The organism is Sulfuriflexus mobilis (assembly GCF_003967195.1).
GTDB classification, from domain to species: domain Bacteria; phylum Pseudomonadota; class Gammaproteobacteria; order AKS1; family AKS1; genus Sulfuriflexus; species Sulfuriflexus mobilis.
On record NZ_AP018725.1, the window covers coordinates 1 to 13,739 of the forward strand.

The following is a 13,739-nucleotide window of genomic DNA, read 5'->3' on the forward strand; positions in this document are numbered from 1 at the left end:
GGTAAACTCCGGGTTTTACATCAAAGAACAATCAGGGGAAAACCTCGTCCGTGTCCGCACCATTGTGGCAAGCCTGTCTAAACCAGCTCGAAGGTGAACTCACCGCCGAACAGTTCAATACCTGGATCCGCCCCTTACACGCGGTCGAAGATAATGATTGTTTGCGGCTGTTGGCACCCAACCGCTTCGTCCTCGACTGGGTCAATGAGCAATTTCTTCCGCAAATTACGGACATCGCCAGCCGCCTGGCGAATGGCTCAAGCCCGGCGATTCTGCTCGAAATCGGCAGTCGCCGTGTTGCCGACAAGGCCGTAAGCAGCCCGGAACCGGTAGCCGGCCAGCATCGGCCACGCGAGGAAAAACCGCCACAACACTTCAGTGCCCTGAACAAGTCCTTCACGTTTGAGAGCTTTGTTGAGGGTAAATCTAACCAGTTGGCGCGGGCGGCCTCCAGTCAGGTGGGTGAAAACTCCGGCGGCGCCTATAACCCACTGCTTATTTACGGTGGTGTTGGCCTCGGCAAAACCCATCTTATGCACGCCGTGGGGAATCTCATTGTCGAACGTAACCCCAATGCTCGTGTGGTGTATCTGCATTCCGAGCGCTTTGTCGCCGACATGGTCAAGGCCCTGCAACATAACGCCATTAACGAATTCAAACGCTATTACCGCACGCTTGATGCGCTGCTCATTGACGATATCCAGTTTTTTGCCGGCAAGGAACGCTCCCAGGAAGAATTTTTCCATACATTTAATGCCTTACTAGAACGCCAGATGCAGGTGATCATGACCTGTGACCGCTACCCGAAGGAGGTCAATGGCCTCGAGGAGCGACTGAAATCACGTTTTGGCTGGGGCCTGACCGTGGCCATTGAGCCACCGGAACTGGAAACACGTGCCGCCATCCTCATGAACAAGGCCTCGCTGGCCCAGATCGAATTGCCCAGGGATGTCGCCTTCTTTATCGCCAAGCGTATTCACTCCAATGTGCGCGAGCTGGAAGGGGCCCTGCGTCGCGTGATCGCCAACGCGCATTTCATGGGCAAGGCCATCACCGTAGATTTTGCCAAAGAATCGCTGAAAGACCTGCTTGCCATGCAGGAGCGGCTAGTCAGTATTGATAATATCCAGAAGACCGTGGCAGAGTATTACAAAATCCGGGTGGCTGACCTGCATTCAAAGAGCCGTACCCGTTCGGTCACTCGGCCACGACAACTGGCCATGGCCCTGGCCAAGGAATTGACCACGCATAGCCTGCCTGAGATCGGTGATGCCTTTGGCGGTCGTGATCACACCACGGTTTTGCATGCCTGCCGCAAGGTGACGGAATTGAAAGAAGCGGATAATCGCATTAACGAGGATTATGCGAACCTGTTGAGAACCCTGTCAACATAGTTGTTGATAAACTGTGGACAGTATTGTGGATAAATATTTTACATGACTTATCCACAACCCATACACAATTTATATAGATGTTTACATACGTTATTAACAGCCTTTGTTTGTTTTTAACATATTGACTAATAAGGGTATTTTACGGTTTTCCACAGGAAGGCCTTGGACTAATAATAACAATAATAAATTAAATATATATAATATATATTAATAACTAATCAGGATAAGAGATATGAATTTCACCATACAACGCGAAGCACTGTTAAAACCTTTGCAGACCATATGCGGTGTTGTTGAACGCAGACAGACCTTACCTATTCTGTCGCATGTCCTGATTCAATGTGATGGTCAGAAACTGACCATGACCACGACGGACCTGGAAGTTGAAATGGTTGCCTCGGCGATGGTCGAGGCCTGTGAGGCAGGTGAAACCACTCTGCCGGCAAGAAAATTCATGGATATTTGTCGAACCTTACCGGAGGGGGCAAAGATCAGTCTCGCCGTTGAAGGGGAACGGGCTATCCTCCGGGCCGGTAAAAGTCGCTTTACCTTGTCTACCCTGCCGGCGGGGGATTTCCCGAATATTGAGGCGGTGGCCGATAGTCTGAATTTTTCTTTGCCGCAACGGGCGCTGAAGTCGCTTATTGACCATACTGCCTTTGCCATGGCCCAGCAGGATGTTCGTTATTATCTCAACGGCCTGATGTTAGAACTGGATGAGGGAGTCTTGCGCAGTGTCGCCACAGATGGCCACAGGTTGGCCATGTGTGAGCAGGAGGCGGATCTCGAGGGCGGCAATGCACGCCAGATCATCCTGCCACGCAAGGGGGTGACCGAATTGGCCCGCCTGCTCGAAGAGGATGATACGCGGGTAAAACTCGAAGTGGGCAATAACCACCTTCGTCTGAGTATCAATGAGTTGATTTTTACCTCGAAGCTGATCGATGGAAAATTCCCCGATTATCAACGGGTTCTGCCACAAAAACCGGATAAATTACTGGTCGGTGAACGTGAATTATTGCGTCAGGCCCTGGCCCGTGCCTCGATCCTCTCTAATGAAAAATACCGTGGTATCCGCCTGTTACTCGATACCAACGCCTTGCGTATCGTGGCCAATAATCCGGAACAGGAGGAGGCCGAAGAGGAGATTGAGGTCGAATATGGCTACGATGCCCTGGAAATAGGCTTTAACGTTAACTATATCCTCGATGCCCTGAATACCATCGCCAATGATAAGGTTCAAATCGCCTTTAGTGACTCGAACAGCAGCTGTCTGATCACTGCAGCGGGTGAAACAGCCGGCCAGTGCAAATATGTTGTTATGCCGATGCGCCTCTAAGTCGCTATTGCCTGATCTCAACAGCCGCTTGTTGCTCCAATGACCCTGGAACGCCTGGACATCCAGCAACTGCGTAATATTCACCAGACACGCCTGCTTTTTGGTGAGCAACTCAACCTGATCGTGGGTGCCAATGCCAGTGGCAAGACCAGCCTGCTGGAAGCCATTTACTTGTTAGGTACCGGCCGCTCGTTTCGTACTAACCGTTTGCAGCATGTCATCGAGGCGGAAACCGACCAGTTTACGGTGAGTGCGAGGATCCGTGCCGAAAGCGGTGCCCTGATTACGGCGGGCATGGCCTTGAACAGGCAAGGGCGTATCCTGCGCGTCGACGGTAAAAATGCCCGTAGTAGTGCCCAGTTGGCTGAAATATTGCCCTTACAGCTGATTAATCAGCAATGTTTTAACCTGATTGATGAGGGCCCTGCTCATCGCCGGAAGTTCCTTGACTGGGGTGTGTTTCACGTGGAACAGGGTTTTTTTGTCATATGGCAGCGCTATATGCGGGCCTTGAAACAGCGTAATGCCGCCTTAAAGCGTGGTAATACCAATACCCGTGCCTGGGAAAAAGAAATGTCGGAGGCGGCGGTGCAATTGCATGGTATGCGCGAGGCCTATGTCGAGGCCTTAAAACCCATCCTGCATGAAAGCATGCTGGATATGCTGGAAATCGAAGATATCAGTGTGGATTACCGACCAGGCTGGGATACCGGGCGGCCTTTGGCAGATGTCCTGGCCGAGGAGGCGGAACAGGACCGTGGACAGGGGTTTAGCCGTTATGGACCACAGCGTGCTGACCTGATCTTCAGGCGAGGTACGGTGGCGGCTAAAGAAAGGTTGTCACGCGGTCAGCAAAAACTCCTGGTCAGTGCACTGATATTGGGCCAGGCCCGTTTGCTGGCAAAAAGGCAGACCCGCCGTAGTACCGTGCTGATTGATGACATTACGGCAGAACTTGATGCCAGACATTGCGCGCGCCTGATGAAGGCCCTGGCGGATACCGGTGCCCAGTTAGTGGTGACCGCCATCGATGCGGAATCCATACCCAAGGTGGAAAACATGGATAGCAGGATGTTTCACGTGGAACACGGTGTACTCAAAACAATGGTATAATGAGCCGCTTATTCATGGAGAATGCAGATGTCTGAGGAAAAAACCTACGACTCGTCGAATATCAAGGTCCTAAAGGGTCTGGATGCCGTTCGTAAACGCCCCGGTATGTATATTGGTGATACCGATGACGGCACGGGCCTGCATCACATGGTCTTTGAGGCCGTCGATAATTCTATTGATGAGGCACTGGCGGGACACTGTAGCGAGATTCGCGTGGTTATCCACGGTGATGACTCGGTGACGGTTTCTGACAATGGCCGTGGTATCCCGGTCGACATGCATAAAGAAGAGGGTATCCCGGCCGCGCAGGTCATTATGACCGTGCTGCATGCCGGGGGTAAATTTGACGATAATTCTTATAAGGTTTCCGGGGGGCTGCATGGCGTGGGTGTGTCTGTGGTCAACGCCCTGTCAGATGAGCTACGCCTGACCATTCGTCGTCACGGCAAGATTTATCAACAAGATTACAAACTCGGTGATCCGGTGACGGGACTCGAGGTGATCGGTGATACCGATACCACGGGTACAGAGGTGCGCTTCAAACCGAGCCCGACAATCTTCACCAATATTGAGTTTCACTACGATATTCTCTCTAAACGATTGAGAGAATTGAGTTTTTTGAACTCCGGGGTGCGTATCGTCCTGTTTGATGAGCGCAATAGTAAGGAAGATATATTCGAATACGAGGGCGGCATCCAGGCCTTTGTGACCCACCTGAACCGAAAAAAGACCCCTTTGCACGACAACGTGTTTTACTTTGATGTCGAGCGCGATGACATCACGGTCGAGGTCGCAATGCAGTGGAATGACTCCTACCAGGAGAATATCTTCTGTTTCACCAACAATATCCCTCAGCGCGATGGCGGCACACATTTATCCGGTTTCCGTGCTGCATTGACCCGTACGCTGAATCAATACATCGAGGGCGAGGCGGTCGCCAAGAAGGCCAAGGTCTCCACAACAGGTGATGATGCCCGCGAGGGGCTGACGGCGGTGTTGTCGGTAAAGGTGCCGGACCCGAAGTTTTCCTCGCAGACCAAAGATAAGCTGGTGTCTTCCGAGGTCAAGGGTGTGGTCGAGTCGACCATGAATGAAAAGCTGGCGGACTTCCTCCAGGAACGTCCGGCGGATGCTCGAGCGATTGTAGGTAAAATTGTCGATGCGGCCCGTGCCCGGGAGGCGGCCCGCAAGGCCCGTGAAATGACCCGTCGTAAGGGTGCGCTGGATATCGCCGGCTTGCCCGGCAAGCTGGCCGATTGTCAGGAGAAAGACCCTGCACAATCTGAGTTATTTCTCGTCGAGGGTGATTCCGCCGGCGGTTCGGCCAAACAGGGCCGTGATCGTCGTACCCAGGCCATCCTGCCGCTGAAGGGCAAGATCCTCAACGTCGAAAAAGCCAGGTTTGACAAGATGTTATCGTCCGTTGAGGTCGGTACGCTGATTACGGCACTCGGCTGCGGCATTGGTAAGGATGAGTATAATCCGGATAAGTTACGTTACCACCGCATTATTATCATGACCGATGCGGATGTCGACGGCTCCCACATCCGCACCCTGTTACTGACTTTCTTCTATCGCCAGATGCCCGAGATCATTGAGCGCGGTTACATGTACATCGCCCAGCCACCGCTATACAAGATGAAAAAGGGTAAGCAGGAGCGCTATCTGAAGGACGATGCTGAACTGAGTAATTACCTCGTACAGGAGGCCCTCGACGGCGCCGGCCTGTATGTGAACAGCGAGGCACCGGCCATTAGCGGTCCGGCGCTCGAGACCCTGGTTAAGCAGTACCAGACCGTGATGGCCACCACTCGCCGTCTGGCAAAGCGCTTTAATCTTGCCGCACTGGAAAAGATGATCTACGTGCCGGGCCTGGATGAAAACACGCTGCAGGATCAGCCGGCCTTCAACACCTGGGCAACGGAATTGGCGGATCGTTTGAATAGTGATGAAGATGGCTCGCACTATAAGGCAAGCGCCGAACAGGATACGGATCATGGTGGCCTGCGCCTGCGTCTGACCATCACCAAGCACGGTCTCGATAACGATGTTGTGTTTGGAAACGATTTCTTCGCCTCGGGTGAGTACGCGGCCATTGCCGATTTGTCGCGACAGCTGGAAACCTTGATAGGCGAAGGCGCCTATGTGCAGCGCGGTGATCGTAAGCAGGATGTCAGTAGTTTCCGTCAGACGGTTGAGTGGTTTATGAAAGAGGCCAAGCGTGGCCAGGCGATTCAGCGCTACAAAGGACTGGGTGAAATGAACCCCGACCAGTTATGGGAAACCACCATGAATGCCGAGACACGTCGCCTGATGCAGGTGCGAATTGAAGACGCCGTGGCGGCCGACGACCTGTTTACAACCTTGATGGGTGACCAGGTTGAACCACGCCGCGAGTTTATTGAGCAGAATGCATTATTGGTGACGAATCTGGATGTTTGAGGTTTAGATAGTGTTGAGCGAGGCGCGGGTGGTGTTGATCCACTGCTCAGCTTCAGCATTGATCTCGGCGGGCTTACGTCCCGCGGTTTGAATGGGTTTACCGATAACGACCTTGATGGTGCCGGGTTTTTTCAGAAAACCGCGCTTCGGCCAGAATTCACCGGCGTTGTGTGCAACGGGGATGACGGGATAACCACTCTTCGCGGCGAGAAAGGCCCCGCCAACGCCAAATTTCTTTGTTTCCCCCGGTGCGGTGCGAGTCCCCTCAGGGAAGACCACGATCCAGCGCCCGGCATCAAGCCTGGCAATACCTTGAACGATAATCTGGTTAATCGCCTTGCGGCCGGCATTGCGATCAATGGCGATGGGTTCGAGTACCGCCAGTGCCCAGCCAAAAAAGGGCACCCATAATAATTCACGCTTCAGCACCCAGGCCTGTGGTGGAAAGATCTTGGTCAGGGCCAGGGTTTCCCAGGTCGATTCATGTTTGGCGAAGATGATCCCGGCACGCCCCTGCGGAATATTTTCCAGCCCTTCAATTTGATAACGAATCCCGCAGGTGAATTGTAACCACCACAACACCGCACGATGCCAGACACCGACAATACGGTAACGTAGCCGATAGGGAAGTACATAGCTGAGGCAACTGGGGATGGCATAGATCACGGTGATCAAGATCATGCCGATGGAAAACAGTAACGAACGAAGAAAGCGCATAGTTAAATATTTTCGAGCAGCTTATCCGCGAGTAGGGCATTAGCCGCCTGTTTCAGGTCACAATAAACCGGTACGCCTTCCAGGCCTTCACCCTTATAAAGCGTCTCTGTACCCTTGCCGGTTCGCACCAGCACCGGTTGTGCGTTAACAGCCTGGGCCGCCTGCAGGTCACGCAATGAATCACCGATAACAGGAACACCATTAAGCTCGATACGCAGTCGCTGCGAGATTTGTTCAAGCATGCCGGGTTTCGGTTTGCGACAATCACAATGGTCTTTCGGCGCATGTGGGCAAAAGAATACAGCGTCAATGACACCGCCGTATTCATTCACCATGCTGTACATCTTGTCGTGAATGGCATTGAGGGTATCAATATCGAATAGTTTACGTGAGAGACCGGACTGGTTGCTAGCCACGACCACACGCCAGCCTGCATTGCTCAGTTGTGCAATGGCCTCAAGACTGCCAGGTATAGGTATCCATTCATCCGGCGATTTGATGAACTCATCCGAGTCTTCGTTAATCACACCGTCACGATCGAGGATGACCAGACGCATGGCTAGTTTACATCCCGGAATTCAGAAACACGGATACGGCCGTTTACCATCTTTGCTTCGCGTTGCATGATCTTGTCTATCTTCTGCCAGAAGGCGGCGTTCAGATCAAACTCGGCGGAGATGGCCGTGCCCATGAGCAGGATAAACAGGTCGGCGCACTCTTCGGCCAGCTGCTCGCTCGACTTGCCCTTGGTCACAGCCGAGGAGATTTCACCCAATTCCTCGGCCATGAGGGCGACGCGGTAGGTCAGGTCTTCACCGCCGGTGCCCTTGAAGTCGTGTTTGTCATGGAAAGCCTGAATGGCCTTTAACATGTCGGCGTAGGAATCCGGGTTGCTCATAATAACCTCTGTGGGCGTTAGGCTTGCAGTCGCGACAAATCGGCAATACGTAAGAACAGTGTACGCATGCCATCGAGTAATGCCAGTCGGTTATTACGTACCGCGACGTCATCGGCCATGACCATAACATTGTCGAAGAAGGCATCGACGGGGCCGCGCAGGGCTGCCAGTTCGGTCAGTGCGGTGGTGTAATCACCTTTGTGTAGCAGGGGTTCGAGTCTTTCGCGCATACTGGTGATGACTGTGGCGAGGGTCTTTTCACTGTCTTCGCTCAACAAGCTGTTATCGACCTGCTCCGGCCAGGAACCGTCTGCCGCCTTTTTCAGGATATTGGTAATGCGGGTATTCGCCGCCGCCAGGCTTTCCGCCTCCGGCAGCTTGCGAAAGGCGGCGACAGCGCGTAGACGCTGGTCAAGTTCATGCAGGCGACCCGGTCGCAGGCTGAGCACGGCATCGATCTCATCGGCGGCAAAGTCCTGGTTACCGTAATAAACATGCAAGCGACCAAGGATGAAATCAAAGACCTCGTCCAGGGTGGTCTCGGGCACGACAAGCTTCGGCGCCAGGCTCTGGTAATTATGCAGCGCCTCACGGATCAGTTCGCGGACATCGAGGTCCAGGTCACACTCCATGCAGATACGCAGTACGCCGAGGGCGGCACGGCGCAGGGCGTAGGGGTCTTTTTGCCCGGTCGGTGGCTGGCCGATGGCAAACAGGCCGAGCAGCGAATCCAGCTTGTCGGCAATCGAGACGGCCTGTCCGATCACCCCGGCAGGCAGCCGGTCACCGGCGAAGCGCGGCAGGTAGTGGTCTTCAATGGCCTGGGCCACGGCCGGGTCTTCACCATCATTGGTCGCATAGTAACGGCCCATAATGCCCTGCAGTTCGGGAAACTCGAAGACCATTTCACACAATAGGTCACATTTGCACAACTGTGCTGCCCGTGCAGCCTGTTGCGCATTGGCACCGAGTTGCGCGGCAATACTGCCGGCCAGTGCGGCGATGCGTGCGCTCTTGTCGCTGAGTGTGCCGAGTTGTTTCTGAAACACTACGGTATTCAGGTTAGCCACACGATCAGCCAGTTTGTGTTTTTTATCCTGATGCCAGAAAAATTCTGCGTCGGCCAGGCGTGGACGGATCACGCGCTCGTTACCCTTGCGCACCTGATCGATATCTTTACTGTCGATATTGCTGACGGTGATAAAACAGGGCATCAGTGCACCCTTGTCATCGACGACATGGAAATATTTCTGGTGGCCCTTCATCGAACTGATCAGGCACTCGGCGGGCACATCGAGGAAACGTTCATCGAAGTTACCGAGCACCGCAATTGGCCACTCGACCATGGCGGTGACCTCATCGAGAAGGTCGGCATCCATCACGGCCTTGCCGCCATGCTGGATGGCGATCTCCTGAACCTGCGCCTGCACGGCCTCGCGACGACTGGCGAAATCCGCGATGACATGGCCCTGTGATTCGAGCAGCGGCGCGTAGGCCTGGGCCTCGAACAGGGTCATGGCGGTCGGGTGGTGGAAACGATGGCCGCAAGTTGTACGGTCGGCCTTAACGCCGAGGACCTCGGCATCAATCACCTTGTCACCAAACAGCAGCACCACCCAGTGCACCGGGCGAACAAACTCGGCCGTGCCCGCGCCCCAGCGCATACGCTTTGGGATCGGCAGGTCATCCAGGGCTTTCTGCACAATAGCGGGGATCAGCGCTTCGGCCGGCTTGCCGTTTTCATGAACGGTATGGGCGAGCCAGGCACCCTTGTCGGTTTCGAGTCGATCGAGTTCATCGACACTACCAAGTCCGCAGGAGCGAGCAAAACCCTCGGCGGCCTTGGTCGGGCAACCATCATCGCCAAAGGCGGCAGTCAGCGCCGGACCACGGCGCTGGGTTTGACGGTCGGCCTGCCTGTCTTCCAGTGCCTCAACCAGCAGGGCCAGGCGGCGCGGTGCGGCATATTCCTTGGCGGTGATAAAGGCCAGGCCCGCCTCTTCCAGGCCTGACGTCACCCCAGCTAAAAAGGCGGCAGAGAGTTTTAGCAGGGCCTTTGGCGGTAGTTCTTCGGTGCCGATTTCAACTAACAGGTCACGGTTATTCATGATTTGGCCCCTTTGGTCATCGGGAAGCCAAGGGCCTCGCGGGCGGCATAGTAGGCCTCGGCGACGGCACGTGACAGGCTACGTACACGCAGGATATAGGCCTGGCGCTCGGTGACCGAAATGGCATGGCGGGCATCGAGCAGGTTAAAGGTATGCGAGGCCTTGAGGACCTGTTCGTAGGCCGGCAGCGGCAGGCCGGCTGCGATCAGGCGCTGGCTTTCGCGTTCACAGGTATCAAACCAGCCAAACAGTGACTCAACATCGGCGTGTTCGAAGTTGTAGGTCGACATCTCGACCTCATTCTGGTGGAAGACATCGCCATAGGTGATGGTGCCGTGTTCACTTTTTGACCACACCAGGTCGAAGACGCTGTCGACACCCTGGATATACATGGCCAGGCGCTCGAGGCCGTAGGTGATCTCACCCGTGACCGGGCGACATTCAAGGCCGCCAACCTGCTGGAAATAGGTAAACTGGCTCACTTCCATGCCGTTCAGCCAGACCTCCCAGCCCAGGCCCCAGGCACCGAGCGTCGGGGATTCCCAGTTATCTTCAACAAAGCGGATGTCGTGCACCAGCGGGTCGAAGCCCATCAGGCGCAGCGAGTCGAGATACAACTCCTGGATATTGTCCGGCGAGGGTTTTAGCGCGACCTGGAACTGATAATAATGCTGCAGGCGGTTCGGGTTTTCGCCGTAACGGCCATCGGTGGGGCGGCGCGAGGGCTGCACATAGGCGGCGCGCCAGGGCTCCGGGCCGATAGCGCGCAAAAAGGTAGCCGGGTGGAAGGTGCCGGCACCGACCTCCATATCATAGGGCTGGAGTACGGCACAGCCGTGCCCGGCCCAGAAGGCCTGCAGACCCGCAATCAGGCCGTGGAAGGTCGAAAAATCTGTATGGGTAGTCATGGACGTTTAATGATTGCCTGAAAATCCTCAATAAGCGCGCAAGTATACCGTGAGCGAGCGCAGAGTTGTATGCAGGCGATACCTTTTATATAAGGGTCTATTGCCCGTGATGGCGCGACCTCTGCTATAATGGCCGCCCTTTTCGTCGCATTTTACCAGCATGAGCTCACCACAACGTAAAGCCGTCGCCCTCATTTCCGGAGGCCTGGATTCCCTGCTCGCCGCCAAGGTGATCATGGAGCAGGGCATCCATGTCGAGGGTATTAATTTCTTCACCGGTTTTTGTGTCGAGGGGCATACCCATGCCATTCGCAAAAAAGACCGTGCCAAGCCAAAGCGCAATAATGCTTTGTGGGTAGCGGAACAGCTGGGCATAAAATTACACATTGTTGATGTCATCGAAGAATATAAAGACGTTGTGATTAATCCAAAACATGGCTATGGCAAAAACCTGAATCCCTGTCTCGACTGCAAGGGTTTTATGGTGCGCAAGGCACAGGAGTGGATTGAGGCTAATAACTTCGATTTTATTATCACCGGTGAAGTGATGGGTCAGCGCCCGATGTCACAACGTAAGGACACCATGCCGGTGGTAGCCAGAGAGTCCGGAGCCGGCGATTTATTGTTACGCCCCCTCTGTGCCAAACATATGTCACCGACCAAACCGGAAACAGAGGGTTGGGTTGATCGTGAACAGTTACTCGACTTCAGTGGCCGTACACGGAAACCACAGATGGCACTGGCCGAGAAATATGGTTTTACGGATTACGCTCAGCCAGCGGGTGGTTGTTGTTTCCTTACCGATGCGCAGTATTCGAAAAAGATATCCGACCTGTGGGAGTCGCGAGGTAACCGCGATTACGAACTCGATGACATTATGATGCTCAAGGTCGGTCGGCATATTCGTCCACGTCCGCACTTCAAGTTGATCATCGGCCGTGAAGAAGGTGAGAATAATTTTCTTTCTGGTTATCGCAAGAGCTTTGCCAGTTTGAAACCCACTAGCCATGCCGGGCCACTGGTATTACTCGATGGTGAGTTAACGGCTGAGGATATTGAGTTCGCCGCCCGTATCGCGGCACGCTATAGTCAGGGTCGCGATGCAGAGAAGGTTGCGCTTGAATACACCAGTAAAGACGGTGTCGCGAAAATCCTGGAGGTAGTACCCATGCCGCAGAGTGAGATCCCTCCGGCATGGCATATATAAGGTAATAACAGCCTAAAATGGCCCACTATACACTCGATGCGCACCGCTTGATGTGCCCGATGCCGGTGATACGTACGCAGGATCGTGTTGCCGAACTGCAACCGGGCGATACGCTCGAAGTATTTTGCACCGATCCTGGCGCACTCAACGATATCCCGGCCTGGTGCCGTATTAATGGTCATGAAGTGATCGAGACTAAAGAACAAAAAGGCGAAGTCATCATTACCGTGCGTGTCGGAGAACAAGACTAAATGGCTCATTCACATGTTGAAGACATGAACCCGCAGGATGTGCGTTACAGGGAAGTTCGCAAGGTCACGCTGATCGGTAGCGTTGTCGACTTGCTGCTGGGCGTGGCCAAGATCGTCGTTGGCTCTATTGCACATTCGCAGGCCCTGATCGCCGATGGCATCCATTCGCTGTCAGATCTCGCCACCGACTTTATGGTCTTGTTTGCGGCCAAGCATGCCAGCCGCGATGCCGATGACGAACACCCCTATGGGCATGGCCGTATAGAAACCGTAATGACCGTGGTGCTGGGTGTGGCACTCATACTCGTATCAATCGGCATCGGTTGGGATGCCGTGCGGCGCCTGTTTGCACCCGATACCTTATTACAGCCGGGCTGGTTGGCATTACTGGTTGCAGCTATCTCGGTCGTTGCCAAAGAGGCGATTTATCATTACACCATGCATGTCGCGCGCAAGCTGCGCTCGCGTCTGTTGCGCGCCAATGCCTGGCACAGTCGCTCCGATGCAATCTCTTCGATTATTGTGTTTGTGGGTGTGCTGGGTGCGATGTCCGGCCTGGATTATCTTGATGCGATTGCCGCCATCGGTGTGGCCTTCATGATTACCAAGATCGGCTGGGATCTGGCCTGGCACAGTATCCGTGAATTAATCGATACGGCACTGGATGAAGAGCGTGTCGAGAAGATCCGTGAGTCCATCAAGGGCGTGGGGGGTGTCGAGGCCCTGCACATGCTGCGCACCCGGCGCATGGGACCCGATGCGCTGGTTGATGTCCACATCCAGGTAATGCCGAAACTCAGTGTCTCAGAAGGGCACCAGATCAGCGAAATGGTTCGTCAGCAGGTGATCGAGGATATCGAGGAGGTCACGGATGTCATGGTGCATATCGACCCGGAAGACGATGAACTTGCTACGCCCTGTTGCCATTTACCCGATAGAGGGCAGATAATGGCCCGCCTGCAACAGTACTGGGCCGGCATCCCTGAGGCGCAACAGCTGACGGTTGCTGACCTGCATTACCTGAATGGCAAGATCCACCTGGAGGTAGAGCTACCCCTGGCGGTGTTAAGTGAGATCGCTGCGGCTGGGCCATTGGTTCAGCGCCTGCAAGACGCAGCGGGCAACGATAAAGATATTGCAGAGGTGAGGGTCGCCTTTGTATAAAGCGCACTAGTATGGTGCGCTTTGTGGGGTATCGCACCAGTACGGTGCATATGTACGGGTTTTTATTAGTATTTTTATAGTAAATTTTAATGAATTCAGTGGGTTATCTTGTGGCATGGTTCATGCACTAAGGTGATACCAAGTTTAATAGCGTCGCCCGGCAAAGCTAAGGCCTAACCCTAAGGCGACAAACACTCG

General features: G+C 54.2%; 12 protein-coding genes. 7 read left to right on the top strand and 5 right to left on the bottom strand.

Going from position 1 to position 13,739, the window contains the following annotated elements:
- The first annotated feature begins 50 nt into the window (after positions 1-50).
- The 4 genes from dnaA to gyrB all read left to right on the top strand — a co-directional run bounded on the left by dnaA (position 51) and on the right by gyrB (position 6,288).
- Positions 51-1,394, top strand: a complete 1,344-nt coding sequence (dnaA, locus tag EL386_RS00005; RefSeq protein ID WP_126452037.1) for a chromosomal replication initiator protein DnaA — start codon at positions 51-53, stop codon at positions 1,392-1,394.
- Between the two features lie 232 nt (positions 1,395-1,626).
- Positions 1,627-2,733 (top strand): DNA polymerase III subunit beta, encoded by a 1,107-nt coding sequence (gene dnaN, locus EL386_RS00010; RefSeq protein WP_126452039.1) that lies wholly within the window; start codon positions 1,627-1,629, stop codon positions 2,731-2,733.
- Positions 2,734-2,772: 39 nt separating this feature from the next.
- On the top strand, positions 2,773-3,846 hold the full coding sequence (gene recF, locus EL386_RS00015) for a DNA replication/repair protein RecF (protein ID WP_126452041.1): 1,074 nt from the start codon (positions 2,773-2,775) through the stop codon (positions 3,844-3,846).
- 27 nt (positions 3,847-3,873) lie between these two features.
- Positions 3,874-6,288 (top strand): DNA topoisomerase (ATP-hydrolyzing) subunit B, encoded by a 2,415-nt coding sequence (gene gyrB / locus EL386_RS00020; RefSeq protein ID WP_126452043.1) that lies wholly within the window; start codon positions 3,874-3,876, stop codon positions 6,286-6,288.
- Positions 6,289-6,291: 3 nt separating this feature from the next.
- Here the strand turns inward: gyrB and EL386_RS00025 are convergent, their stop codons facing one another.
- The 5 genes from EL386_RS00025 to glyQ are packed head-to-tail and all read right to left on the bottom strand — an operon-like array spanning position 6,292 to position 10,919.
- Positions 6,292-7,005, bottom strand: a complete 714-nt coding sequence (locus EL386_RS00025) for a lysophospholipid acyltransferase family protein (protein ID WP_126452044.1) — start codon at positions 7,003-7,005, stop codon at positions 6,292-6,294.
- A 2-nt stretch (positions 7,006-7,007) separates the two neighbouring features.
- Positions 7,008-7,562, bottom strand: a complete 555-nt coding sequence (gene gmhB / locus EL386_RS00030; protein ID WP_126452045.1) for a D-glycero-beta-D-manno-heptose 1,7-bisphosphate 7-phosphatase — start codon at positions 7,560-7,562, stop codon at positions 7,008-7,010.
- Between the two features lie 2 nt (positions 7,563-7,564).
- On the bottom strand, positions 7,565-7,903 hold the full coding sequence (locus EL386_RS00035; protein WP_197722123.1) for a MazG nucleotide pyrophosphohydrolase domain-containing protein: 339 nt from the start codon (positions 7,901-7,903) through the stop codon (positions 7,565-7,567).
- Between the two features lie 17 nt (positions 7,904-7,920).
- Complete coding sequence (gene glyS / locus EL386_RS00040) at positions 7,921-10,011, bottom strand: glycine--tRNA ligase subunit beta (RefSeq protein WP_126452049.1); 2,091 nt, start codon at positions 10,009-10,011, stop codon at positions 7,921-7,923.
- Complete coding sequence (gene glyQ / locus EL386_RS00045) at positions 10,008-10,919, bottom strand: glycine--tRNA ligase subunit alpha (RefSeq protein WP_126452051.1); 912 nt, start codon at positions 10,917-10,919, stop codon at positions 10,008-10,010. Before glyQ ends, glyS begins: the two co-directional genes overlap by 4 nt.
- A 160-nt stretch (positions 10,920-11,079) precedes the next feature.
- Here glyQ and EL386_RS00050 point away from each other — a divergent pair, with 160 nt between their 5' ends.
- From EL386_RS00050 to EL386_RS00060, 3 genes are read left to right on the top strand one after another with little or no spacing between them, the layout of a single operon-like run.
- Positions 11,080-12,126, top strand: coding sequence for a tRNA (5-methylaminomethyl-2-thiouridylate)-methyltransferase (locus tag EL386_RS00050; protein ID WP_126452053.1), 1,047 nt, complete (start codon positions 11,080-11,082; stop codon positions 12,124-12,126).
- Between the two features lie 17 nt (positions 12,127-12,143).
- Positions 12,144-12,377 (top strand): sulfurtransferase TusA family protein, encoded by a 234-nt coding sequence (locus tag EL386_RS00055; RefSeq protein ID WP_126452055.1) that lies wholly within the window; start codon positions 12,144-12,146, stop codon positions 12,375-12,377.
- Positions 12,378-13,541: a cation diffusion facilitator family transporter gene (locus tag EL386_RS00060; RefSeq protein WP_232020216.1), complete on the top strand. Its 1,164-nt coding sequence runs from the start codon at positions 12,378-12,380 to the stop codon at positions 13,539-13,541.
- Positions 13,542-13,739: the final 198 nt, after the last annotated feature.

What these genes read in the sequence shown, in the direction of transcription:
- EL386_RS00060 (WP_232020216.1), top strand. Translation starts at nt 12,378, where the DNA reads ATGGCTCATTCACATGTTGAAGACATGAACCCGCAGGATGTGCGTTAC.
- EL386_RS00050 (WP_126452053.1), top strand. Translation starts at nt 11,080, where the DNA reads ATGAGCTCACCACAACGTAAAGCCGTCGCCCTCATTTCCGGAGGCCTG.
- gyrB (WP_126452043.1), top strand. Translation starts at nt 3,874, where the DNA reads ATGTCTGAGGAAAAAACCTACGACTCGTCGAATATCAAGGTCCTAAAG.
- EL386_RS00055 (WP_126452055.1), top strand. Translation starts at nt 12,144, where the DNA reads ATGGCCCACTATACACTCGATGCGCACCGCTTGATGTGCCCGATGCCG.
- gmhB (WP_126452045.1), bottom strand. Translation starts at nt 7,562, where the DNA reads ATGCGTCTGGTCATCCTCGATCGTGACGGTGTGATTAACGAAGACTCG.
- dnaN (WP_126452039.1), top strand. Translation starts at nt 1,627, where the DNA reads ATGAATTTCACCATACAACGCGAAGCACTGTTAAAACCTTTGCAGACC.
- glyS (WP_126452049.1), bottom strand. Translation starts at nt 10,011, where the DNA reads ATGAATAACCGTGACCTGTTAGTTGAAATCGGCACCGAAGAACTACCG.
- EL386_RS00025 (WP_126452044.1), bottom strand. Translation starts at nt 7,005, where the DNA reads ATGCGCTTTCTTCGTTCGTTACTGTTTTCCATCGGCATGATCTTGATC.
- glyQ (WP_126452051.1), bottom strand. Translation starts at nt 10,919, where the DNA reads ATGACTACCCATACAGATTTTTCGACCTTCCACGGCCTGATTGCGGGT.
- EL386_RS00035 (WP_197722123.1), bottom strand. Translation starts at nt 7,903, where the DNA reads ATGAGCAACCCGGATTCCTACGCCGACATGTTAAAGGCCATTCAGGCT.
- recF (WP_126452041.1), top strand. Translation starts at nt 2,773, where the DNA reads ATGACCCTGGAACGCCTGGACATCCAGCAACTGCGTAATATTCACCAG.